At 49.9% G+C, this 23151-nt stretch carries 19 protein-coding genes; 9 read left to right on the plus strand and 10 right to left on the minus strand.

The window, feature by feature from the left end:
- Window positions 1-239: 239 nt before the first annotated feature.
- From ACO0K4_RS03370 to ACO0K4_RS03390, 5 genes are all read left to right on the plus strand, one after another.
- Complete coding sequence (locus ACO0K4_RS03370; RefSeq protein ID WP_422955178.1) at window positions 240-1205, plus strand: Bug family tripartite tricarboxylate transporter substrate binding protein; 966 nt, start codon at window positions 240-242, stop codon at window positions 1203-1205.
- A 158-nt stretch (window positions 1206-1363) separates the two neighbouring features.
- Window positions 1364-2464, plus strand: a complete 1101-nt coding sequence (locus tag ACO0K4_RS03375; RefSeq protein ID WP_422955179.1) for an ABC transporter substrate-binding protein — start codon at window positions 1364-1366, stop codon at window positions 2462-2464.
- A 221-nt stretch (window positions 2465-2685) separates the two neighbouring features.
- Window positions 2686-4464, plus strand: coding sequence for an ABC transporter permease (locus ACO0K4_RS03380; protein WP_422955180.1), 1779 nt, complete (start codon window positions 2686-2688; stop codon window positions 4462-4464).
- A gap of 76 nt (window positions 4465-4540) precedes the next feature.
- Entirely contained in the window at window positions 4541-5611 is a 1071-nt protein-coding gene (locus ACO0K4_RS03385; protein ID WP_422955181.1) for an ABC transporter ATP-binding protein, read from the plus strand.
- A gap of 295 nt (window positions 5612-5906) precedes the next feature.
- Entirely contained in the window at window positions 5907-8876 is a 2970-nt protein-coding gene (locus ACO0K4_RS03390) for a bifunctional diguanylate cyclase/phosphodiesterase (RefSeq protein WP_422955182.1), read from the plus strand.
- A 775-nt stretch (window positions 8877-9651) separates the two neighbouring features.
- Here ACO0K4_RS03390 and ACO0K4_RS03395 read toward each other — a convergent pair.
- The 4 genes from ACO0K4_RS03395 to ACO0K4_RS03410 are packed head-to-tail and all read right to left on the minus strand — an operon-like array spanning window position 9652 to window position 14580.
- Window positions 9652-10389 carry a hypothetical protein gene (locus ACO0K4_RS03395; RefSeq protein ID WP_422955183.1) on the minus strand — a complete coding sequence of 246 codons (738 nt, stop codon included), beginning with the start codon at window positions 10387-10389 and terminating at the stop codon, window positions 9652-9654.
- A complete protein-coding gene (locus ACO0K4_RS03400) occupies window positions 10376-12136 on the minus strand; it encodes a GIY-YIG nuclease family protein (protein WP_422955184.1) in 1761 nt (586 codons plus the stop codon). The genes ACO0K4_RS03395 and ACO0K4_RS03400 overlap by 14 nt, the downstream gene beginning before the upstream one ends.
- Window positions 12129-13709, minus strand: a complete 1581-nt coding sequence (locus ACO0K4_RS03405; protein WP_422955185.1) for an Eco57I restriction-modification methylase domain-containing protein — start codon at window positions 13707-13709, stop codon at window positions 12129-12131. The genes ACO0K4_RS03400 and ACO0K4_RS03405 overlap by 8 nt, the downstream gene beginning before the upstream one ends.
- Entirely contained in the window at window positions 13702-14580 is an 879-nt protein-coding gene (locus tag ACO0K4_RS03410; RefSeq protein ID WP_422955186.1) for a hypothetical protein, read from the minus strand. Before ACO0K4_RS03410 ends, ACO0K4_RS03405 begins: the two co-directional genes overlap by 8 nt.
- A gap of 99 nt (window positions 14581-14679) precedes the next feature.
- Here ACO0K4_RS03410 and ACO0K4_RS03415 point away from each other — a divergent pair, with 99 nt between their 5' ends.
- Window positions 14680-15081: an XRE family transcriptional regulator gene (locus tag ACO0K4_RS03415; protein ID WP_422955187.1), complete on the plus strand. Its 402-nt coding sequence runs from the start codon at window positions 14680-14682 to the stop codon at window positions 15079-15081.
- 268 nt (window positions 15082-15349) lie between these two features.
- Here the strand turns inward: ACO0K4_RS03415 and ACO0K4_RS03420 are convergent, their stop codons facing one another.
- From ACO0K4_RS03420 to ACO0K4_RS03435, 4 genes are all read right to left on the minus strand, one after another.
- Entirely contained in the window at window positions 15350-16231 is an 882-nt protein-coding gene (locus ACO0K4_RS03420) for a Dyp-type peroxidase (protein WP_422955188.1), read from the minus strand.
- 132 nt (window positions 16232-16363) lie between these two features.
- Window positions 16364-16885, minus strand: a complete 522-nt coding sequence (locus tag ACO0K4_RS03425; RefSeq protein ID WP_422955189.1) for a GNAT family N-acetyltransferase — start codon at window positions 16883-16885, stop codon at window positions 16364-16366.
- On the minus strand, window positions 16812-17345 hold the full coding sequence (locus ACO0K4_RS03430) for a hypothetical protein (protein WP_422955190.1): 534 nt from the start codon (window positions 17343-17345) through the stop codon (window positions 16812-16814). Before ACO0K4_RS03430 ends, ACO0K4_RS03425 begins: the two co-directional genes overlap by 74 nt.
- Before the next feature lie 59 nt (window positions 17346-17404).
- Window positions 17405-17896: an asparaginase domain-containing protein gene (locus ACO0K4_RS03435; RefSeq protein ID WP_422955191.1), complete on the minus strand. Its 492-nt coding sequence runs from the start codon at window positions 17894-17896 to the stop codon at window positions 17405-17407.
- Between the two features lie 317 nt (window positions 17897-18213).
- On the opposite strand from ACO0K4_RS03435, the gene ACO0K4_RS03440 reads away from it, so the two are divergent.
- The 3 genes from ACO0K4_RS03440 to ACO0K4_RS03450 all read left to right on the plus strand — a co-directional run bounded on the left by ACO0K4_RS03440 (window position 18214) and on the right by ACO0K4_RS03450 (window position 21513).
- On the plus strand, window positions 18214-18990 hold the full coding sequence (locus ACO0K4_RS03440) for an L-asparaginase (RefSeq protein WP_422955192.1): 777 nt from the start codon (window positions 18214-18216) through the stop codon (window positions 18988-18990).
- 172 nt (window positions 18991-19162) lie between these two features.
- Complete coding sequence (locus ACO0K4_RS03445) at window positions 19163-19975, plus strand: substrate-binding periplasmic protein (protein ID WP_422955193.1); 813 nt, start codon at window positions 19163-19165, stop codon at window positions 19973-19975.
- A gap of 131 nt (window positions 19976-20106) precedes the next feature.
- Window positions 20107-21513: a M20/M25/M40 family metallo-hydrolase gene (locus ACO0K4_RS03450; protein WP_422955194.1), complete on the plus strand. Its 1407-nt coding sequence runs from the start codon at window positions 20107-20109 to the stop codon at window positions 21511-21513.
- Between the two features lie 219 nt (window positions 21514-21732).
- On the opposite strand, the gene ACO0K4_RS03455 is transcribed toward ACO0K4_RS03450, so the two are convergent.
- Both ACO0K4_RS03455 and ACO0K4_RS03460 read right to left on the minus strand, forming a co-directional pair.
- The gene (locus tag ACO0K4_RS03455; protein ID WP_422955195.1) at window positions 21733-22185 is read right to left on the minus strand and encodes a GFA family protein; all 453 of its coding nucleotides are present in this window, start codon (window positions 22183-22185) and stop codon (window positions 21733-21735) included.
- 127 nt (window positions 22186-22312) lie between these two features.
- Entirely contained in the window at window positions 22313-22792 is a 480-nt protein-coding gene (locus tag ACO0K4_RS03460) for a RidA family protein (protein ID WP_422955196.1), read from the minus strand.
- Window positions 22793-23151 lie beyond the last annotated feature (359 nt).

Below are 23151 nucleotides of genomic sequence, written 5' to 3' on the forward strand. Positions count from 1 at the left end.
GACAACACGAATGACGAGAAATGGAATAGGGGAGTAACGCGTCTTTTTTATGATACAGAACTTCTGTGCCGTAATTCCACTGAAATGTATCTCCGCTACGCTTTGTTGATGCTGCATTGCACCCGCTGGCCGCAGATGTGAGATGAAAGCTTACTGAAAGACTGGAACGCGTACACTCTGCTGCGAACTTGAAAATTGTCTTTGCTGTGACTATTGTGATCCAACTTACGTCTGCCAACATGCCTCTATCAGCATCAAAATTTGCAGTATCCCTGGCAGGTTGCCTGCTCAGCCTGCTGGCATTACAGGCACTTGCGGGTGTGCCTGCGCAGTGCATCGTACCGGCAAAACCCGGCGGCGGCATGGATCAGACCTGCAAACTCGCACAAAAAGCGCTGGGCGCACATGCGTTGCAAGTCAGCTATATGCCCGGCGGCGTCGGCGCCGTTGCGTGGACCTCGATCATCACTCAGCGCAGTGCCGAAGCCAATACTCTGGTCGCCTACTCTGGCGGTTCCCTGCTGAATCTGGCAGAAGGCAAATTTGGCAAATCAACGACCTCCAATGTCCGCTGGGTGGCAGGCATCGGTACCGATTACGGCATGATCGCGGTACGTAGCGACTCCCCCTATAAAAACTTGCGTGAACTGATGGCCGCCATTAAAGATAAGCCGTCACAAGTTTCCATCGGCACTGGTGGCACCATCGGTAGCCAGGACTGGCTGAAAATGGCGCAGATTGCCAAACAATCGAATGTAGATCCAAAATCCCTTCGATTGGTAGCATTTGAAGGTGGCGGCGAATCCTTTACCGCCCTGCTGGCCGGACATGTTCAGGCAGTATCCGGTGATGCATCAGAAGCCAGCCTGCATGCGGTCGGCGACAAAATCCGTGTCCTCGCCGTGCTCTCCGATGCACGCCTGCCAGGTGCGCTGGCGAACGTGCCGACTGCACATGAGCAAGGCTATGACGTGACCTGGCCGATTATTCGCGGTGTGTATATGGGGCCGCAGGTCAGCGATGCTGACTACAAAAAATGGGTCAACGTATTTCAACATGCCATGGCACAGCCGGGTTTTGATGAAGACCGTAAATTACATGGTCTTTATCCATTTGCGATGACAGGCCAGGATTTGACGAATTATATTGATAAGGCCGTCATTAACTATCGCCAGCAGGCGAAAGAATTTGGTTTAGTGCGTTGATTAAGTATGTGGATTTAGTGCGTAAATTTACTGCGTCGATTTAGTAAATGGGTTCATCAGATAAGGTCGCACGAGAGAATTTCGTACGGAAAAATCTGATAGTAATCGAGTTAATTTGTTTCATCAGTTTTTATAAAAAACAACATTGGAGAAGACACATGATGTCAAAAAAATGGATTGTCGCCAGCATCGCAAGTATCGGTCTGGGCTTAGCGGGTTTCAGTCTTGCGCAGGTACCGGCAGGTTATCCGGCGGATTACAGCAAGATCATTGATGCGGCAAAAAAAGAAGGCAAAATCGTTATCTACAGCGCGACGGATACCAAAGCGGTCGAACCGCTGATTAAAGATTTCAAAAGTATGTATCCCGAAGTTCAGGTCGAGTACAACGACATGAATTCGACCGAGGTCTACAACCGCTACATTTCCGAAATGGCCGCTGGCGGTAACAGTGCTGACGTAATGTGGTCGTCCGCGATGGATTTACAGACCAAACTGGTGTCTGACGGTTATGGCTTGCAATATAAATCGCCAGAAGTCAGCGGTATTCCGCAATGGGCTGTCTGGAACGACTCCGCTTACGGCACCACATTTGAACCGGCCGTCTTTGTATATAACAAGCGCCTGGTCAGTGCCGATGAAGTCCCGAAAACACATGCCGAATTTGCCAAGCTGATCAATGCCAAACTGGACAAATTCAAGAACAAAGTCACGACCTATGACATCGAAAAATCCGGCGTAGGTTTTATGTTTATTACGCAAGACAGCCGTGAGAACAAAGACTTTTGGGAATTGGCCAAAGCCTTCGGTGCTGCCAGCGTCCGCGTACAGTCATCCACAGGCACGATGCTGGAACGTATTTCGTCCGGCGAAAACCTGATTGGCTATAACATCCTCGGTTCATATGCGCTGGTACGCGCAGCAAAAGATCCGTCAATCGGAGTTCAAATACCAAAAGATTACACTCTGGTGTTATCGCGCGTCATGTTCATCAGTAAGGCCTCCAAACATGCCAATGCGGCCAAGCTCTGGCTCGATTACACCTTGTCTAAACGTGGTCAGACACTCATCGCCAATGAAGCCAAACTGTATGCGATCCGTGCCGATGTGAAAGGCGAAACGACCTCATCCGATCTGGCAAAGCAAATTGGAATTGGCCTGAAACCTTTGCCGGTCAATCCTATGCTGCTGCAATATCTGGATCAGGGAAAACGCCTGGCTTTCCTGAAACAGTGGAAAGACACTGCAGGTAAAAAATAATCCTGTTGCTTGTTCGTGGCAGTCCTCCGTAGAGATTCATCCATCAGGACTGCTGCGAATCGATGTGACATTGATACCTTACTCCATCGCGCTCATCCTACTCATCTCCTACTCATCCCAGGTATCCACGTTCAAAACAGGATGCCGACTTTGAGTTGATGATACGGCGCAGGTAGAGTCTCTTTGCCGCTCACAAGACAGCTGATATCCATAAGGTCATTATGCAAACCCTCTCCCTCCCGCGCCACAGTAAGTGGTCGCAAGTCAACTGGCCACGCGGCGTGGTCGTAGTGCTGGCCTTGCTGGCGATTTTTACACCTCTCTCTTTAATCTTGTTCCAGAGTTTTTTATCAGCGCCCTTCTTTGCGCCGATCAAAATCTTTGGACTGGATTCTTACCGTTTTATTTTTGATGATTCCGATTTCCGCGATGCATTCTGGAATGGTCTGATCCTGGCAACCGGGCTGGCAGTAATCGCTGTGCCACTGGGCGGCTTGCTGGCTTTTCTGATGATACGTACCGATCTGCCTGGCCGTAGCTGGATAGAGCCGGTATTGCTGGTGCCGATTTTTGTGTCACCGATGGTGATGGCGTTTGGTTATGTGGTGTCGATGGGCCCGGTTGGGTTTTATACTCTATGGATCAAACAACTAACCGGTGTGGAACCGTGGAATATTTACTCATTTATCAGCATTGTCATCATTGCCGGTCTGACCCACGTGCCGCATGTTTATCTGTACTCATCTGCCGCGCTGAAAAGCCTGGGTTCTGATGTGGAAGAAGCAGCGCGTATCGCAGGCGCTTCGCCGTTTCAGGTGGCTCTGCATGTATCCCTGCCGATGATCATGCCTGCACTGGCGTTTGCCGCCGTGCTGGTGTTCTTCCTGGGTTTTGAAGTGTTCGGCCTGGTGCTGGTACTGGGCGACCCTGAAGGCCATCTGGTGCTGGCGACATATCTGTACAAACTGACTAACAAGCTCGGTACACCGTCTTACCATCTGATGGCCGCTGCGGCTGTCTGTCTGGTTGCCGTTACGATGCCACTGGTGATGGTGCAGCGCTGGATGCTGAAATCAGCAAACAAATATGTGTCCATTAAAGGCAAGGGCTCACGCCAAAAACCTCTGCCGCTCGGCAAATGGAAATGGTTAGCGTTTGCGGTACTCGCAGCCTGGCTGATCTTCACGGTCGTGATCCCTTTATCCGGTATCGTCTTGCGTGCGTTCGTCTCGTATTGGGGCGAAGGTGTGAAGCTTGCGGATGTGATTACGCTGCAACATTTCCGCGACATTCTTGAGCAACCGTCCCTGATGCGCGGGATCCTGAATACCGTATTAATCGGTATCATCGGTGGTGCTCTGGCGGTGATTTGTTATGCCGCGATTGCACTGGCAATGCATCGCAAACCCGACGGCACTACCCGCGTTCTCGACTACAGCGTGCTGGTTCCGCGAGCGATTCCGGGCTTGCTGGCTGGCCTCTCCTTCCTCTGGGTATTTTTGTTTGTTCCCTCATGGCTCGAGGGTGGTTTGCAGCACTTTGACAATGTTGTCGCGACCTGGCTGATCGATAATCTGATTCCGCAATTACGCGCCTTGCGTTCGACCATTTTCTCCGTCTGGCTTGCTTATTCTGTGGTCTGGATGGCATACGGTCTGCGCCTGATCTCTACCGCCTTGTTGCAAGTTGGTCCGGAACTGGAAGAAGCCGCCCGCGCCGTCGGTGCGAACCGCGGGCAGGTGACCCGTGATGTAACTCTGCCGCTGGTCAAATTCGGTCTGCTGGGTGCCTGGCTGATGGTGTTCCTGATTTTTGAACGTGAATATTCGACGGGTGTGTATTTGCTCTCACCAGGAACGGAAGTAATTGGCGCCCTGATTGTATCGCTCTGGGCGGGCGGTTCGGTTGATCTGGTAGCGGCTTTGTCCTTCATCAATATTGCGCTGGTCGCGATAGGGCTGGGACTGGCGTTGCGCTTTGGTGTGAAGTTAAGTCACTGATGGTGAGCTAATTTCACAGATCATCACAAACGATAAAAAATTATTTAAAAAATATTGAGACTACTGAGAGAACACTATGTCCGAATTAAGCGTAAATGAATTGACCCTGGAATACGGCTCAGGTGCCACTGCAAACCCGATTCTCAAAGGCGTATCGATGGAGTTGAAGCGCGGTGAAGTAGTTGCTCTGCTTGGTCCGTCGGGCAGCGGAAAAACGACCTTGCTACGCGCCGTCGCCGGTCTGGAATCACCAAAGACCGGCACCATCCATATCGGCGAGCGCAATGTCTTTGACGGTAGTAAAAACTGGGAAATGCCAGCCGAGCAGCGTAATCTGGGACTGGTGTTTCAATCCTATGCATTGTGGCCGCACAAGACCGTGACTGACAACGTCGGTTACGGTCTGAAGCTGCGTAAAATGAATTCCAGCGACATCGCTGCCAAGGTCAAGGATGTGCTGTCACAACTCGGCCTGGGACATCTGGGCGAACGTTTCCCGCATCAGTTGTCCGGCGGTCAGCAGCAACGCGTAGCGATTGCACGTGCGCTGGTCTACAACCCGCCCGTGATTTTGCTGGACGAACCCTTGTCAAATCTGGACGCCAAACTGCGCGAAGAAGCCCGTGCTTTTTTACGCGAGCTGATCGTCAGGCTGAACCTGTCCGCGCTGATGGTGACACATGATCAGGGTGAGGCGATGGCCATCTCTGACCGTATTCTTTTGCTCAACAACGGTGTCATCGAGCAGCAAGGTACGCCACAAAGCATGTACGAAACGCCGAACACCTTGTTCACCGCCGAATTCATGGGTAGCAATAACAAGTTGCGCGGCAAGATCATCAGCCGCGATGGCAACTTCGTCACGCTCGATGTCAATGGCAGTCAGCTCAAGGCAAGCCTGCGCGGCAAGAATGTCGCCGACGATGCGACAGCGATTATCCGCCTGGAAAAAGTCCGCCTGTCCGATACTCAGACCGATAACGCCATCAAGCTGCCGCTGACTACCTGCATGTATCTGGGCGACCGCTGGGAATGTCTGTTCGGGCATGCCGGTAGCGAAGGTAGCTTGCGTGCTTACTCACCGCATAAGCTGGAGCAGGGTGAGTATTGGTTGCAACTGGATGCGGATAAGTTGTGGGTATATTGAGTTCTTGCTTTAGCCTCAATATCTGACATATCAGGCGGATTAAAGCGCTGCAAATATGGCTGGTTTTGAGTTGGCTCCGGACCTTCATTCGCTGCGGCGCTGCCGCTTGTGATCGCTGTCCACGTTCCAGGAACGGCGTTTCTGGTGTTAAGTACCGGTCTCTTGTTTGTATTCGTACAACGGTAGACGCAGCGCAGCGCCAGCAAGTGATGGTGAAATTCCGAAATTTGTTGGTTCAGGCAAAGTTTGTCGCATAATGAGTGTGCACATCTGTCACTCATAGCTTGCCCATGCCATGTTCAAGATTCCAGCATTACAACTGACGGCTCCAAAAAACCTTCATGCGTTCATGGGACGCTTTTTGGTGTTGATTGTTGCTTATTTTTTCGCAGGGCGACTTGGCTTATTGATCCCCTACGTCAATCCCAATGTCAGCCTGTTGTGGCTACCGGCTGGTATCGCCGTCGCGGGGCTCATGCGTTATGGCAACCGCATGCTATTTGCGATCTATCTCGCCTGCGTCGGGCTGGAACTCAGCGCCGGCTTCAACATCCCGATCGCTCTGACCATGTCACTGGGGAATACCTTAGGTCCCTTGCTGTGTACACTCATTCTGCGACATCTGAAGTTCAACCGTCATTTTGTCCGGCGCAAAGACGTCGTCTGGTTCACCCTGGCATCGATGGCAGGCATGATGGTCTCAGCAACCGGGGGCAGCCTCACACTCTGGCAACATGGATTGATTCATGAAATATCCACCGTATGGCTGACCTGGTGGGCTGGCGATGTCGTAGGTACGCTGCTTATCGCGCCACTCTTGCTGTCGGTATCGCTACAATCAATCGCCTTATTGCACAATCGCGGCAAAGAAGTCATGGTCTTCATGGCTATCCTGTACGCGATCAATTGGTCCATTTTTTTAATGCAGCAGCACCAGCTTCACCTGACCTTTGTTGCTGTCGCGGCGATTGTCTGGCCCGCCCTGCGCTTTGGCGTAACCGGTGCGTCATTAACTGCACTGGCGTCTTCTATATTTGCGGCGTGGGCAACCTCGACTGGTCACGGGCCTTTTACCAGCACTGATTTGCACGGCAATCTGCTGATACTTTGGGTGTACATGACAACCATGGCAATCCTGGCGCTGCTAATCACTGCTTTACAGGCGGAAAGCACCAAGGCCACACACGAGGTAAAAGAAGCGTTTGAACGTATCAACAAAGTGGCATCCCGCTTGCCGGGTCTGGTCATGCAATACCGCATCCGGCCTGATCGCAGCGCCTGCATTCCGTATGCCAGCGATGCAATATTAAGCATCTTTGAAGTCTCTCAGGCGCAAGTGGCACAAGACGCCTTGTTCCTGTTTAAACGTATTGATGAACGGGATATAGAAAACGGCACCAACGCCATTCGCGAAGCCACCAGAACTCAATCAGCATGGCAGAGCGAATTCCGCTTTCACCGTCTGGATGGCTCGGTACGCTGGCTATACATCGACGGTTTACCGGAGCCTGAACCTGACGGCGCCATGTTGTGGCATTGCTTCGTGACCGACATCACCGACCGTAAGGATGCCGAAAGAGACCTCAGGATCGCCGCGTTTACCTTCGAATCACAAGAAGGAATTTTTGTCACCGATGCGCGATGGCATTTGCTACGTGTGAATCACGCGTTCACCTCAATTACCGGATTTGACGGTGAAGAGCTATTACATCAAAAACTTCAGCATTATTACACTCAGCAGCAAAACGACAATTTCTACGATGCCGTGCTCGATTCGCTGAAAGAACATCAGTTCTGGCAAGGCGAACTATGGAACAAACGTAAAAACGGCGAGATATATCCCCAGATGATCACGCTCACAGCGATCTCGGACAGCCGGGGAGAAGTCACCAACTATATTGGCTCTTTCACAGATATCAGTCGTCACAAAGGTTACGAGGCAGAAATCCGTAATCTGGCTTTCTATGATCCGCTGACACAACTGCCAAACCGGCGGCTGCTGATGGACAGGCTGCAACACCTGATCTCGCGCAGCAGCCGCAGCGATACACACAGTGCAATTCTGTTCATCGACCTGGATAACTTTAAGACCCTGAACGACACACGCGGTCATGATGCCGGCGATGTTTTACTGGTAGAAACCGCCAGCCGCCTGCAAACCTGCATGCGCGAAAGCGATACGGTCGCACGTCTGGGCGGCGACGAATTCGTCGTGGTACTCGAAGAACTCAGTACCAGCCGCGACGAAGCGATTCAGCAAACCGACCGCATCGCTGAAAAAATCCGCCAGCTATTGAGCCTGCCGTATCAGATCATGGATTTTGAACATCACGGCTCCAGCAGCATCGGCGTCTGTTTGTTCCAGGGCAACGACATCACGGTCAAGGATTTGTTCAAGCGTGCCGACACCGCCATGTATGAGGCCAAAACGTCGGGGCGCAATGCCGTACGCTTCTTCGATCCGGCGATGCAAGCCGTACTCGTCGTACGTATGATGCTCGAATCCAATCTGCGTCTGGCACTGGCAAATAATCAGTTTGAATTGTATTACCAGGTGCAGGTCAATTCTGACGGCAACCTGATCGGCGCAGAAGCGCTGCTGCGCTGGATCCATCCTGACCGCGGCTTTATCTCACCGGCAGATTTCATCCCACTCGCCGAAGAAACCGGCCTGATTATCCCAATCGGTTTGTGGGTGCTGGAAACAGCCTGCGCCCAACTCAAACAATGGGAAAACAATGAAGACACCCGCGACCTGAGCCTGGCCGTCAACGTCAGCGCCAAGCAATTTAAGCAAGCGGATTTTGTCGATACTTTTAGCGAAATCGTATCCCGGCACGGCATCGATCCTACCCGCCTGAAAATCGAACTGACCGAAAGCACCGTGCTCGACAACGTGGATGCCACTACCGAAAAAATGCATGAACTAAAAAAGCTCGGCATCTCATTTTCCATGGATGACTTTGGTACCGGCTATTCCTCACTCGCCTACCTGCAACGCCTGCCGCTAAACCAGCTCAAGATCGATCAATCGTTTGTACGCGACTTAAGCGATGACGAAAACGACGCGACCATCGTCCGCGCCATCATCTCACTCGGAACCAATCTGGGACTGAACGTAATCGCAGAAGGCGTAGAAACCTCGGCCCAGCGCAGCTTTTTGATCGAACATAACTGCTACGCTTTCCAAGGCTATCTGTTCTCTAAACCAGTACCGATGGACGGCTTCCTGAAACTGCTGAAACGCCCTGAACTCTTAAAATAAAGATCGTATTTTGGCGAGTCTGGCAGGCTTGCTACAGAACGTCGGTTTGATCGTCGCATTACGCATAGCCGACCGCTCCGGTCGCCAGCAAGTCTGACCCACCGATGCCCGCTTTCATCCCAGACTACTCAGCGAAGAACATATTTTGTCCAACATGATGGGACAATATTGGGGATTTCCAGATCAGGTCATCACCGCAATTACCGACCAGACCGACGACCAGCAAAACACCCCAACTGACCAACAAAATCCCTGGGGAAATTGTTACGCGACGCAGATGAACTCAGCCAGATTTGCCTCTTACAAAAATCCGGCATCGTAGAAGACGACGATGGTCGTATCAGTGAGGGTTTATCAATCAGCGCCAAACGGTGTTTACGGGCAATCAGTAAAAAAACATCTCATTACTCGATGTAGTTATCATCCATACAATTACACTTCATTTAAAAATTGTAGCCTTTTATGCTTCGATAGTAGTTATATAAGCTACATGAATGCTATCGCTGAATCCACACCTGTATAAGAAAATAATACGCGGAACAAAGGAAATTATTTAAGAGGGTGTTGTTTGTGATGCCTGCCATTCAGCTATGGTTCTGTCTTGAATTTCTTGAGCACACTCAGCAAACGATTTTCCTGATTTCTAACTTGATGTAATCCGGCGTAACCGCTATTAAATAATGCACCGAATTAGGCGGCATTGGATCAGGATCGTATAAGTCTAGATTATCGTTAGGTGAAGGAATGTTCACCTTTGCCTCGTGAGAAAATTTTATCAAATTTTTTGTATTTGACTGTTTCGGTAATCTTCAGCTGATAACACAGTATTGTATAGTCCAACAGACCTGTCTTTGTGCTTAGTGATACCTGTGTATTCTAAACTTGCGTCCTCGTAGCGTTTAAATTTATATACCGCATCGTTCATTAGACCACTATTAAATACCCCAAGGCTAACTAGTAATTCAAAGTCTTTTTGTATTAGACCTGTTACTTTTTTAAATAATGCGGGTTCAAGTTGAATAATCACATCCTTCAAACTACGTTCGCGATAATCTGTCAGATACATAAAAACAGGGACACGGGTAGCAAACTTAATTAATTTTTCCTGAATCTGTTTACGTATTAACTTGTATTCTTTTTCCTCTTCCGTGAGTTGTTTTTTCTCTGGCTTCGTTAAGTCACGCTCATTCGCCTCCGCCTTAGTTTTTTTAACTGAATCAGATTTATTGATAATAGTTTCAATATCCTGATTGAGATTACGAAAACCCTCAATACTCATCAATGCTCGCATAGCATCTTCGTTCTTCATGAGCTTTTCAAGCGTGCCATTGTCTACGTTAACTAATAGCGCGCTTTCCCAACGTCGTGCTAGCAGAGTCGCTGTGGTGCCGCTCATTGCCATGTCCAGGATTCCAGCAGCATCGATTTGCCTCATAGAGCTGCCGTCATAAGCTAACACCGGCAAGAAGTGAATGAACTCTGCCACTTTAGCTTCAGGATTAGATTCGTTCACATTCAGGCGACAACTGTAATCGGCGATCAGGGGCGAAGTCAAATACGTAGCATTCGTTTTTGACGATCAGTTCATTGTTCGGATCATTGGCGTCATGCCCGCGCACCACCCACGGCGTTTGCACGCGAAATGCTCCTTGAAAATATGTCTCGGGGCTAGTGACATTGCGTAGCATTAAAATCCCCGTCCACGGTGCGACCGATACGCCCGTGGTCAGCTTGCCGCAGGACAGCGTAATAGATTTGGTATTAAGGCCATTACCCAAAGCTTTTTTTACAGGTGGCAAAGCGGCCACACCTATTCCTGCATCACTGCCCGCTGCAACCACGACGCTGTAATCGTGATAAAACTTGTTTTGTCGTTGCGCGAGAAGATTGCCCATCGCATGGCATGCTGCCACGGATGGTAGAAACCAAAACGTGTGTGACAGCACATGTAGCAAACGCACATCAGCAAACGGCATCGGCGGCTTCTCTGCACCTAGTTTTAGATTATCAACGGTGGTCTCCAACATCGCGCCACGAATTAAATCTAGCCACTTTTGTACTTCATTTTCATACTTGAATTTCGCAACAATATCTTCGCCGTCAGCTTTGAAAAATTCATTCAAATCAAATTCATCAAACTCACCTTTTAACGCCACATCACGAATCGCAGGTGGCAATTGATACGTCAACATCACCATGCGCGGTAAGGCTGCGTAAGGATTGATCTGTACGGTAGGCCAGTTCTCTTTGGCGCGTTGCTCGTCAGAATATGTCCAGTTATAAATCTGCTCTTCGATAAACTCACCGGATGCAATCGCCCGGAACGGCGTACCAGACAAATACAAATACGCTCGGGTGGTAATCGGCATATTGCCTTCTTCAAAATACGCAATGCCTTCGCCTTCGGCAAAACCAATTTCGTTTTTATCCTCCGCCTCAAATAAATCTTTAGCATTCGTACGCCACGCGCCGTAATGGTATTCATCAAACACCACGCAATCCCAGTTGGTGGTGTGTACCCATTCATTTTTCGCCTTGATACCGCCAGCAGAATTTTTACCCAAATAATCTTGAAACGATCCAAAACAGACGATCGGTTTGTCTGTGTCGGCATCTCCGAACGCCAAGCCGTCACGTACAATAAACTGCCAACCTTCAAAATCCAGATGGTTCGCCAAATCCTCTGCCCACGCGTTTTGCACCGCAGGTTTAAAAGTCAAAATCAGAATTTTTGACCAACCCATTTTTTTCGCCAACTGATACGCGGCGAAAGTTTTGCCAAAGCGCATTTTGGCATTCCATAAAAAATGCGGCGTTTTATCAGGATTCTCAGCACTGTAACTATCAAAATACTGTCTCGCTTTGTCAACTGCCGCCTGCTGCTCCGGGCGCATGCCAAAATTCAAGGTGCGCCTGTCTTGATTGATACGACCTATTTTCACTTCCAAAATTGCCGCTTGCACGGCAGCTATATCACAGACAAACCACTCACCATTATCACGTCGCACCTGCTGACGTGCCAACACACGATGGACATCGTGATCGGTAAAGAAACTGCCATCTTCACGCATCGCCACTTCGTCCAGCAATATGGTGTAAGACTGATTGGGCAGTTTGACGGGATACTGCGCTTCTACCCGCTCCGACACGCTCTTGCTGGTGTAGCCGACTTTCAGGCAATCGGGATAACGACTGTCAGCATAAGCGTAGATTTTTGGCGTGCCGGGTGCTGGGAAGAAATCGTTGGCTTCGTTATGCATCCGTTGCCTCTTGCGATAAATCCATCGGGCGAATCATGGATTCGATGAACGCGATTTCATCGGACGTTAGGCCGTATTTGGCATAAAGTTTTTCGTCTGACCAAGGTTCGCTGTAATCTTGAATTGGTACGAATGAAAATCTATCTTTAGGATTGTCTTGTGATATTTTTCGTAGAAAGACCATAAACCTAAAGAAGCGCGTGCAAATGTAGCTACTCAAATTTTTTGCGTGCACGATATTTCCAAGCACATCGCAAACTATATAAGTCTCTGTGCAGCAGCTACCAGCTTCCGCAATAATTGGTTTGCCTATGATCTGATGTGGGTAAGTGTAGCCGCCGTTGTAGGAACGACTAACAATGACTTTATGCTTGTCTATCCAATGTGCATTTTGGACGACCTTTACTCTCTCAATATGGCCTACTTCCTTAAATGCAAAAATTTTCACGCTTTCAGGAAATGAGGTTTTTTTATAGTCTCTGAAATTCGTCCTAAATCCAAACGGCTTTTGTGATGACATTTTGGTGTCAAAGCTTGGCTCTGATAAACGCTGGACTTTTTCTAAAATTGGTACGGCGTCATTTAGCCTCACGAACACGTCATACGTTCCAATATCACGAATCAATGAAGGCTTGTATTCGTTGTTGATGACGGGTGTGACTTCGCAGTTACCTGAGTTATCTTTGTCCCATAAAAAATAGCAAACACCACCCTTTATCTCAACGCCAGGAAAACAATCTGCGGCGTTATGGAAGTCCACAATTTTCCTGATGCGCTTGTCCGCCAGCATGACTTCACGGAACGTATCTAGCCCCTTGCCGCCCGCAAACCATCGCGAGGGAATAATCATGGCTAAGTATCTTGGGCTTAGTTTTTTGGCTTGCTCCACAAATTTATGATAAATCGGCGACGCACTTGCTTGTGCTCCCCCATCACTTAACTGGTATGGCGGGTTGCCAATAATCACATCAAATTTCATGTCTGTTCCAAAGTGTTCTACGAGGTTGTCTGTGTGAATAAAAGGGTAAGCGTGGGTTTCTAAATCGCCTGCGCGGTCGTATACCTCTTGGCTCGCCCCGCAGTAGCTACATTTACCACTGGTCCATGTGTGTGCAATCCGTGCATAACGGATGTTGCCCTGCTCGTCATCAAAATTGTTACAGATCGACAGTGGGCTATTGGCGGCTTTAGCGCAGTACACGCTGCGCCGCGCCAGCAGACTGGTCAGCTCGGTAATGGCGATGCCGTACAACTGTTGTTGGAAAATATGGTTGGTGCGCGTTTGCAGGTCAGGCATCTGTCCTTCTAGTCCCTTAATCAAACGCTTGGCGATCTCGCGCAGGAACACACCTGATTTCGTAACGGGATCTAAAAATTTTGCATCGGGGTTTTCCCATAACTCAGCTGGCAAGGTATCGAGCATGTGGTTGACCAAGGCGGGCGGGGTGAAAACTTCGTCATTGGACAGATTCGCCAGGCAGGTGAGTACGTCCGGGTTGTAGTTGGTAGTGGCGCTTTGGGCTTCTATTAACTCGGTGTGAACTATGCTTGTGCTATTGGTTACGTCATTCATTTCTAGACTCCACACCAAGCGCTAAAAAATGGATCAGTGGATAGTCTTTAACGGGGTGAACTTCATATGAGTAATCGCCTTGATCAGACTGCTGCAAGCTGCCATTACTGTTGTGGTTGACCGTCTTATTAATATTTTCCGACGAAAACAAATCGTCTGGTGGAGGTGGGGTAGATAGTCTGACCAAATCGTCATATACAAAATCACGCCGCTTTAGCAGGCTGCCGTTAACAGCTGACCACTCTGCAAAGACGATAGATCGAGGTGGTTTATTGGCGTCTCCGACAGTTTTCAGCGTCAATGCGTCGCCATGCAAAATATTACAGCGCAGTAGGTAGCGAACGGCGTGGCGGCATTGCTCTTTGGCTTGGGTTTTGAAGAGCGCGCTGTATGCAGTGTTAAACATATCAAAAAGGCGCGTCTGGCAAGCCGCTACATTGTCGGCAAGAATATCAATTCCATAAATCGACGCCACCGCAATGACCGCATAGCGCTCGTATTCCAGCTGTGATTTGGCGTAGCGCATAGCGATAACGCTTAATTTTCGATTGAGTATTTCCACCAAAAAATTACCTGTACCACACGCAGGTTCTAAAAATCGGGAATCAATCCGTTCTGTTTCTGACTTAACGAGATCCAGCATGGCGATAACTTCACGTGGGTTTGTGTAAACCTCGCCATGGTCAGCGACACGCTGTTTAGAAACGACTTGCCGACACAGTTCTGTAGACGAAAGTTTTTTACCTGATATTTCGTTCAGGTTTAGCAAAGAAACTCTTGCTGAACTATCGGCACTTTCTAAAACTTCTGCTGCATTTTGATAACCATTAGAAATGCTTTCGGGTGGTTGCTCAGGCAGGCTATTAGACATTTTTATTGGGACATTAATTAACGTAACCAATAGTTTAGTTTATAACGTAACTAATTCGCCAGTTACGTAACTAAAAGCTGTCGCTAGTAACGTAACTACATGGATAACAAAAAAGAAAAATTCGCAGCCAGATTAACCGAGGCAATGAGGGCGCAGGGCTACAATGCAGAACCTGCTGTGCTTGAGAGGGAATTTAATTTGCGTCATTATGGAGAGCCAATGACGTTACATGGGGTACGTAAGTGGTTGATTGGCACATCAATTCCACCGTACGAAAAAATTGTAACGTTAGCAACATGGCTGAACGTGCCGCCTGAGGATTTAATTTTTGGTTTGGAAATAAAGCAAAAAATTAAACAAAAAAATGCGAACTGGAAGGACGCTATTTCATACAACGAGCGCGAGACTTTCGAAGCGTTTCTCAACTTACCAGCACCTCAACGAAAAATCGTGCGTGAAGTTATTTTAGCTTTCGCTATGGCTTATCCCCTATCAAACTGATACTTTAGCAATAGTTAAACGTATCGAATTATTCACTAGTTCAAAATCAGTATTTTGAAGTTCTGCATAACTAAAAAATAAGTGTAAATTTGTCTCTACCGAATAAATTTGCCTAGTGCTCTCCCATTTAAATACACCAAGCTCATTTCATCTTTTACGCTAGGAATCAGTGATTTTCTCCACTTTCATTTATATAAATTTTTTCTGACTGTGACACCATTGCTTCAAGTAAGAATAGTTATCAGTGCTAAAAAATTAATTTTTAGCCCTATTTATCAAGCAACGACAAATCAACCCGTCCGTCTCTCATCGCCGGACACCAGAAATAGTTGCCACTTACCGGATGGCTGAACTTGAACAGGGCATCGACGATGCCGTCTTCTGCGCCTGACATGCGGCGTAATTGTGCTTCAAATGCATAGAACGAATTGCCGAATGAGACGAAGTTCAGGCCTGCTTTGCCTTGTTCCGTCCAGGGCATGGAGCGGCGCAGTGAGAATGCTTCCGGGGCAAAATCTTCTTGTGCTGTGCGTTTGACATGGGCGGATTCTGGTGCGTCCTCTAGTTCTTCGTTATCGCTTTTGCGGCGGCCAATGGCCTTGTCCTGATCCTCGCCGGGCATAGCGTCAAATTTCTCAAACTGATGTAGCCATTGCTGTACGGCGACCATGCTGCTGCCGTCTAGTCCTGCGCCTTGTTCTTGCACGATGGCGGCGGTAAAAGCGGCGTCGTCATGAGGGTTTTCTGTGCCATCTTCGTAGCCGGTCAGATCGCGGCCGGTGTCGTATTTGAAGGCATCTAACTGATGCTGTAATTCAAAGGCATCTTGCAATGCGGTCTGGATGTGGCGAGCATGATGGACCAGTGCGCCGCGTTCAGGGGCGCGCAGCCAGCACCAGAGGTCGGCGGGGGTGGATGGCAGACGGACGCGACTGCCATCTATGCCATCAAAGTTACGTAATCCATTGATCGTGGCACCGAGTTTATCGGCCAGATTGGCACCAATACCCAGAACAATCTGTTCGCCGTCAACAAGCTTTGTCAAAGCGGCTAAGGCTTCGCGTATCGCGGTGGCATCGGCGCTCGCTTTGGCATGAAATGTGAGGTAGGACGCATGAGCGGATAACGCTTGTAGTATGCCTTTTTGCATAAGATATTCCGTAAAAATAGATGTGGTTTTTTTGGTGTGAGCGGCTGGCGGCTAGCGATTGATCGTTGGCTATTGGCAGTGGAGTATTTGTACTGAGCATTGACGACAGCAAGCGCGAATTTATGTACAAAGTCATTGGGGAGGCCGCTGGTAATACAAATCCCATTCGGTCTCGTGACTGAAGATAAAACCATGCTTGCGATAAAACCGGTTTGCCTCGCTATCGCGCAAGGCACCGACATGCAAGATTGCGCCTTGCTGATCAATGTCGCTAAAAATCTGCTGTAGCACCTGAGTACCGATTCCGCGTCCGTGGAATGCGGGATCGATGTAGAGATGGTCAAGCAAGATGCCGCCTTCGCAGGGTTGTAATGCGACAAAACCGACGCGTTGCTCATTGTGGATGATATGTCGGGTCGCTGCCGGATCGTAGCTGGCACGCAGGCGCTCACGCGCACGTTGCGGGTCAAAGCGACCCAGACGTTCCAGACTCGGCTGCATGGCGCGGATGCGCAGGGCGAGCAGGTCTTCAAAATCCTCTTTGCTGGCGGCGACCAATTTCACGATGCCGGACATAGGTTTATTCTTCTGGCCAGGCTGCGTTGACGATGTCTTCAATGTTGTCGGTGTTGCCGATTTTTTTGATTGCGTCATCCCAGGCCTGCGGCGCGGGCTTTTGGCGTGTGGTTTGTTGCGGCGGGACTTTATTAAATTGCAGGTCATACCATTTCGGTGACTCTAGCGTCATCTTGATCGCGAATACAACGGTGCCACGGGCGACAGAGAAGGCCTGGATTTTTTTCGCGGCGGTCAGTATATCGTTCTCGATCGCCTCGCTTACCGCTGGCTCCATGTCAAGCCAGGCAGCAGTTTTGCCATCGTCACGCACGGCCATCACGAGGTAGCCGCTGGTGGTGTCGACATTGGCTTTTTTTAATGCTTTCCAGATGAAGGACTGGACCTTGTTCGAGTAGCGGACGATTTCGTCGTTCTTGATTTGTTTGGCTTGCAGCACGTCTTCTGGCTGGAAAAAATATAGCTGACCAAAACGTACTTCTGCCGCCTGCGCCAGCGCAGCACAGGTCAGCAATACAGAGGCGAGGAGTAGTTTCATAGCGGTTCAGACGGGCGTTGGCAATTTTGATAAATGCTTAGTAGGCGGTTAGTAAGTAACTAAGCAGGATTGGTGACGAACACACCGGCAGTGCGATTTTTCTGTACATTGTTCCAGTTAAATACCTGTCCGTTCATGGCGACATACACGCCTGCCGGCAACAACTGTGCGACGCCGCAGGCGAAGCCGAGATTGAACAAGGCATCAGAATTGGCGATCTCGTAAGGGATCATCGCGCCGGTGAATACAATCGCTTTGTCGAGATTGGCTGCGCCTAAGACTTCGGCGGTTTCGCGCATGGTGTCGGTACCGTGAATGATCACGATGGCACGCTCAGCCGCTTGCTGGCAAGAGTTCAGAATACGTTGACGGTCTCCATCAACCATATCGAGCGAATCCATAAGATGGTCGGCTTCCAGAGCCACAGGTACGGTGATCCGTGCGCGCTTGAGCACGTCGGGTAAGTGGCTTTCGGCAAACCCGAGTTTGCCAGCCAGTTCATCATAATGTTTGTCGAAGGTTCCGCCGGTGGCAATGATGCGTAATGTCATGATGGTAGTTAAAATGAATGAAGAATAAATAAAGAATACGTCGATAAAAAATTCGTGCACTACCTGGTGCCGGTCAGCGGTAACAATCAGTGTGACATTTAAGTGTCACACCAGGTTGTCACATCAGGCTGTAACATCAACTAGATCAACTAGATCAATTAAGCCGATTAGCTGTTTCAATCAATCGTGTCAATCAACATCGTCGGCAAATATTGGTCATATTGTAGCTCTGAAGTTTGCTGTCGGCGACTTGGATTTGGATTAGACTAAGACCTTATTATTTGTTTGACCGTTTAATTTTCATCCTTTGCAGTCTCATGAAACCGATCGCTCCAGGTACTGTTATTTTTCATCGTCATCGTGGCTATGGCGTGCTGACCGCTGTCAATCTGTTGACGGGCTGGGTGGCGGCACGCTTTGGCAATGAGTCACGGACGCTAGACCTGAATTTATCGACGGATGAGATTCAACATGCCGATGGCGAGGCGATCCTGTTTCGCCGGCAGCCGCCAGAGCGCATGCCGCATGCGCGTCTGATGGCAATGGTGCGCGAGCTGCATGGCGCCGGTTATCAAAAACTGTACCTGTACAGCTGGCCGAAACCGTCAGGTCTGCACTGGCGCTGGCAATTATTTACCGGACCACGGCACTGGATGCAAAGACCGTGGCGCGAGGGCTGGTATGGCTCTGGAGCTGATTACAATTTTAACCCGGTGATGGGCTGGGGTGACGCGCCGGGTGCCACTACGGCAGAGCTGATCGCTGCGCTGGCACGGTTCGATCCTGCCGGTCTGGCGCAGGCTCTGGGACGAGATGAAGATCATACGCAATGGTTCGCTCAGATCTGCGATGCCTTGCTGCCAAATTATGCCTACAGCCTGGGTGCCGATACACCGGATGCCCCTTTGCCCGTGCACTTGCCGGTGTTTGCCGTGCGTCAGCGCATGCCGGATTATGCAGGTGAGCCGCTGACCTGGCCACCGGGATGGGAGCGCATCTGGGGGCCAAATGCCTTGTCCGGTCAGACCTCGCGCTACCCGGTCGTACGGCACGATGTGCTGCCTGCGGGAATGAATCTGTCTTTATTGCCTTAGCGGCTGTTGACATATACTCCCCCTATTTATCATTAAAATAAGGCTTACTCCGCAGGTTTTATAAGAACATTAAAAATATACTTAGGGCAGTATATTAATTTCTCTTCAGCGCCGGAGCAGATTGTCAGGATCTGTCTTCGTTTTTTCTTAGAAAAATCGGGTAAGCCAGACCATGACGACGACGCTCATTTCGCTACACCGCCTCCGGACTTTACAGCTGTGCTGGCTGGCTATCACGCTCTGTTTGTCCGCCAGCATTCACGCGCAGACCCTGGATATTTATACCGAAGACTGGCCGCCAGTCAGCTACGCCAATGCGGGTAAAGCCGAGGGCATGGCCGTCGAGGTGGTGCAAGCCTTGCAGGCGCGCCTAGGCAGCAGCCAGCCGATCCAGGTCGTCCCATGGGCGAGAGGCTACAAAGCCGTGCTCGAAGAACCTAACGTCATGCTATTCACCATGGGTCGCTCTGAGGAACGTGAAAAACTGGTCGTCATGCTCGGACCGATCGCGATTTCCAATACCGCATTGTTCACTCGCAAGGGCAACGCCGTGGTGCTGCGCAGATTGCTTGGCAATGACTTACGCAAATACACAGTGGGCGCATATCGCTCCAGTATTTTTGCCGATACCGCCAGAAAAAAGGGTTACCTGAATATCGATCAGGCCGCCACGCCGCATGTCATTGCGAATATGTTGCTGGCAAAGCGTTTTGATCTGTGGGTGGAGGGAAGTCTGGTAGTACCGTCGATTTTGAAAGAAATCGGTCATGCGCCCGACGAGGTCGAACAAGTGCTGGTACTCGATAGTCTCGAATTGTATTTAGCCTTCTCCAAAAAAACACCGTCCAGCATAATCAAGGCCTGGGAAGACGCGTTGCGCTGGCTGAAAAAAGAAGGTACCTATGCCAAAATTCATCAAAAATGGCTGCCGAACGACACGCCGCCAATGGACGTGATCCGTTTAGGTACATCGGATCTGCCTTAATGCAAATGCTGGGTTGGTTTTGCAGCGGGCTACCATGAACTGTCGTTACGCCATGTCCACGCAATCGTCTGTCTGTTTTGTCCTTTCCTTAACCAAGATGTTCTGTCACTGACCGTCACTCCGGAGCTTCCATGTTGCGTTTTGCCTCACGTCCTGCCGTTATCGCCAGCCTTCTGGCCTTTCCCTTGCTATCAGTCCAATCCATCATCGCAACAGCACAGAATGACACGACTGCGCTAACGCCCGTTGCTCGTCAGCCAGCAATTGAACAGATCGTCAAAGAAATTTCTCCGGCGCGGATTAACGCCTACATCAACAAGCTCGTCAGCTTTGAAACCCGCCACACCATGTCCGATACCGTATCCGACACCCGAGGTATTGGCGCAGCACGGCGCTGGATCAAAGCCGAACTGGAGCGCTGTGGTACGGTAAAAGGCAGCCCCGGACTGGCGGTCCGCTTTGACAGTTATATCGAACCCGCAGGCCGCCGCCTGACGCAGCCAACCGAGATCGTGAATGTCGTCGCCGAGTTAAAAAGCGCCGTACCAAGCGACCGCTACTATGTGGTCAGCGGCCACTACGATTCGCGGGCGACAGACGTCATGGATGCCACCTCATTTGCACCGGGCGCCAATGATGACGCCTCCGGCACGGCGGCCGTGATGGAAATGGCCTGTGTCATGGCGCAGGCAAACTACCCGCTTAACGCCAACCTGATTTTTATGGCTGTTGCAGGCGAAGAACAAGGTCTGTTCGGCGCGGCGCATTTCGCCAAGACTGCCCGCGCTGGCAAGATGAATATTGCCGGCATGTTCACCAACGACATCATCGGCAGCTCACGCGCGGACGACGGCCATCTCGATAACACCCAGGTACGCCTGTTCGCCGAAGGCATCCCCGCACTGGCAGACATGCCAGAAGCCTTGCGGACCCTGATCAGTACCGGTGGCGAAAATGATTCCCCATCACGCCAGCTGGCACGCCATGTCAAAGCCGTCGGCGAAGCCTATGTATCCGGCTTTAAAGTCACCATCGTCAACCGTCGCGATCGCTACCTGCGCGGCGGCGATCATATTCCGTTTCTGGAGCAAGGCTACGCCGCATTGCGCTTTACCGAACCGAACGAAGACTTCAATCACCAGCATCAAAATGTACGGGTAGAAAACGGCATCAAAATCGGCGACCTGCCCGAGTATGTCGACGTCAATTACACCGCCCAGGTCGCCAGAGTCAACGCTGCCGCCTTAGCCTCATTGGCAACCGGACCAGCAGCACCGGCACAAGTAAAAATACAGACTGCCCAGCTAGAAAACAGCACAAGCCTGGTCTGGCAAGCCAATACAGAAGCTGACCTGGCAGGCTACCGCATCCTCTGGCGCGAAACCACCGCAGCGAACTGGCAACACAGCCTGGACGTCGGCAACGTCACCAGTTACACGATGAAAAATGTGTCGAAGGACAATGTGTTTTTTGCGGTGCAGGCTGTGGATAAAAAAGGAAACGTCAGCGTTGCCAGTTATCCTCTGCCCTTGCGTTGAAGTTGTTAGAGGTTAGTAGCATTTGTCGGATTTTGTTGCTGGAGAGGGAGTTGCGCGAGTAATGTGCGAGTCCCTTATTTTGTTGTGCTGGGTATGTAGACAGATTCAGCGTTAGTGTTCATCCCAGCATCACAGCGTACGACATGCAGTCAACTGTGCATGCCTACGATTACGCGACGCTAATCGCATCGACATGAGCGGTTTAAGCATGTGTCAAGTTCACGCATGGTCGCTATGCCATGCCGCAATCAGTGCGTCAAAATTTTCAGGATTCCCCGTATACCGGAGCGCTTTTTCATCAATATGAATCCATTCCTGTTTGCTGTCAGTCCAAATATGCCCGCACGGTACTAAGTCTTTCGTATTGTTTAGTGTGCCAGGCTTAATACTGAGAATGTCGGATCCTATAACTTGATGAAATACGCGTGTACCGCATACCCCGCAGAAGCGACAAGACATTTTGCGGCCAGAAGGCATATGCCTGACCCATTCTTTTAGTTCCCCGCTTAGAACCTCAACTTGGGCATTCTTTATCCAGAGTGCCATGCCGAATGCACTTGCCGACTGGCGCTGGCAATCCGTGCAATGACAGGCAAACAGCGTTGCAGATGTTCCGGTCACAAGATAATTGACGGCAGCACACTGACATTGGCCGACAAATTTTTCTGTCATGATTTTTCTCCACGTGGAAGATGCGTGAACCGCACCTTTGTTTTGCATATGTACGATGATGCGGCGCTAGTCTTACCTAAGCGGACTTTTGTGTAAGACCCGTTGAATGATGGCTTAGGTGGCGGCATCAACATGGCGACTCAATGCTCGCAATGAAATCAATTTCGACCGAGGCGTTTTTGGGTAACTGATATACACCGACTGAAGTACGTGTGTGTGCACCAGCAGGACCAAGAACATTGAATAGCACGTCAGATGCGCCGTCTGCGACTTCACTCTGCTGAGTGAACTGTTTATCTGACTGTACGAATACGGTAATGCGCTGAATGCCTTTCACACGTTCCAGTGTACCCAGCGACTGCTTGAGTAGCGCAAGCGCTCTCATTGCACAGACCTTCGCACCGAGCTGAGCGTGCGCCAGTGAAGTCTCGGCACCGACAGCGCCTGTGACAACAACATCACTTCCGACTCGCGGAATTTGACCGCTGATATAGATGCGGTCGCCGTCCCGCACCAAGGACGCATAGTTGCCCCCGATCTTGATTTCGCCGTCGAAGCGGTATCCGAGTGCTGCTGCTTCTTCCACAAATTTTGTGTCGCGGGACATTATTGCTCCATGAGATTTGTGAACACAGATTCTGACGCCCGACCGTGAATTGATTGGCGCGCTCCATCCGAGTTGATTGTTGAGTTATGCATCGCTACCAATGTCATGTTTCTTTGCACCTGAGAGACGATGCATAACAGCGAGAAACATGACGACAGCAACAGAAATAATAATAAATGACCCGCCAAATTTTTCTCGTCACATATAGGCTTTTGGCTTGTGATTGCCAGATTAAAATTTACTAAGTAGTGCGCAAATGCTTCCATAAACAACACATTCAATAAGGTGATTCAAGTTAATGACACGAGTCTTTTTCGCATATGTTAAAGCTGCGTATTGAGTTGCATAGCGCTGAGTTA

Origin of the sequence: Undibacterium sp. RuTC16W (genome assembly GCF_049339445.1) — a bacterium.
In the GTDB taxonomy this organism is placed as follows: Bacteria; Pseudomonadota; Gammaproteobacteria; order Burkholderiales; family Burkholderiaceae_D; genus Undibacterium.

What these genes read in the sequence shown, in the direction of transcription:
- ACO0K4_RS03425 (WP_422955189.1), bottom strand. Translation starts at nt 16,885, where the DNA reads ATGACGCAATCAAAAAAATCGGCAACACCGACAACATTGAAGACATCG.
- ACO0K4_RS03455 (WP_422955195.1), bottom strand. Translation starts at nt 22,185, where the DNA reads ATGACAGAAAAATTTGTCGGCCAATGTCAGTGTGCTGCCGTCAATTAT.
- ACO0K4_RS03385 (WP_422955181.1), top strand. Translation starts at nt 4,541, where the DNA reads ATGTCCGAATTAAGCGTAAATGAATTGACCCTGGAATACGGCTCAGGT.
- ACO0K4_RS03410 (WP_422955186.1), bottom strand. Translation starts at nt 14,580, where the DNA reads ATGTCTAATAGCCTGCCTGAGCAACCACCCGAAAGCATTTCTAATGGT.
- ACO0K4_RS03370 (WP_422955178.1), top strand. Translation starts at nt 240, where the DNA reads ATGCCTCTATCAGCATCAAAATTTGCAGTATCCCTGGCAGGTTGCCTG.
- ACO0K4_RS03400 (WP_422955184.1), bottom strand. Translation starts at nt 12,136, where the DNA reads ATGCATAACGAAGCCAACGATTTCTTCCCAGCACCCGGCACGCCAAAA.
- ACO0K4_RS03390 (WP_422955182.1), top strand. Translation starts at nt 5,907, where the DNA reads ATGTTCAAGATTCCAGCATTACAACTGACGGCTCCAAAAAACCTTCAT.
- ACO0K4_RS03450 (WP_422955194.1), top strand. Translation starts at nt 20,107, where the DNA reads ATGTTGCGTTTTGCCTCACGTCCTGCCGTTATCGCCAGCCTTCTGGCC.
- ACO0K4_RS03415 (WP_422955187.1), top strand. Translation starts at nt 14,680, where the DNA reads ATGGATAACAAAAAAGAAAAATTCGCAGCCAGATTAACCGAGGCAATG.
- ACO0K4_RS03460 (WP_422955196.1), bottom strand. Translation starts at nt 22,792, where the DNA reads ATGTCCCGCGACACAAAATTTGTGGAAGAAGCAGCAGCACTCGGATAC.
- ACO0K4_RS03375 (WP_422955179.1), top strand. Translation starts at nt 1,364, where the DNA reads ATGATGTCAAAAAAATGGATTGTCGCCAGCATCGCAAGTATCGGTCTG.
- ACO0K4_RS03435 (WP_422955191.1), bottom strand. Translation starts at nt 17,896, where the DNA reads ATGACATTACGCATCATTGCCACCGGCGGAACCTTCGACAAACATTAT.
- ACO0K4_RS03380 (WP_422955180.1), top strand. Translation starts at nt 2,686, where the DNA reads ATGCAAACCCTCTCCCTCCCGCGCCACAGTAAGTGGTCGCAAGTCAAC.
- ACO0K4_RS03430 (WP_422955190.1), bottom strand. Translation starts at nt 17,345, where the DNA reads ATGAAACTACTCCTCGCCTCTGTATTGCTGACCTGTGCTGCGCTGGCG.
- ACO0K4_RS03445 (WP_422955193.1), top strand. Translation starts at nt 19,163, where the DNA reads ATGACGACGACGCTCATTTCGCTACACCGCCTCCGGACTTTACAGCTG.
- ACO0K4_RS03405 (WP_422955185.1), bottom strand. Translation starts at nt 13,709, where the DNA reads ATGAATGACGTAACCAATAGCACAAGCATAGTTCACACCGAGTTAATA.
- ACO0K4_RS03420 (WP_422955188.1), bottom strand. Translation starts at nt 16,231, where the DNA reads ATGCAAAAAGGCATACTACAAGCGTTATCCGCTCATGCGTCCTACCTC.
- ACO0K4_RS03440 (WP_422955192.1), top strand. Translation starts at nt 18,214, where the DNA reads ATGAAACCGATCGCTCCAGGTACTGTTATTTTTCATCGTCATCGTGGC.